Source organism: Acinetobacter sp. AS167, from assembly GCF_037152175.1.
GTDB lineage: Bacteria > Pseudomonadota > Gammaproteobacteria > Pseudomonadales > Moraxellaceae > Acinetobacter.
In genome coordinates, this window is the sequence record NZ_JBBCMP010000052.1 from 1 (window position 1) to 240 (window position 240).

Genomic DNA, 240 nt, shown 5'->3' on the forward strand with positions numbered 1-240 from the left:
GTTACTGCATCATTGCCCGCAATGTCTTGAATCGCATTTGGATCATTACCTGCTGTTGGATCGGTATAACCCACTTGCACCGCTTGACCTAAGGTCACTGGAGCACCCAAAGTTAACACCACGCTACTGCCCACCACTAACACACCCGTGATCGCAACCACTTGACCATCCGCTGTCACTGCGAAGTCGCCTGCAACTGGTGGATTTAATGGATCAAGTGCTTCATTGTAGTTCAGCGTT

The 240-nt window shown here is 50.0% G+C and carries 1 protein-coding gene; it reads right to left on the reverse strand.

The window, feature by feature from the left end; all coding sequences use genetic code 11:
- Nucleotides 1-240 (reverse strand): SwmB domain-containing protein (locus WFN33_RS20330; RefSeq protein WP_336954842.1); only part of this gene is annotated, 240 nt, incomplete at both ends.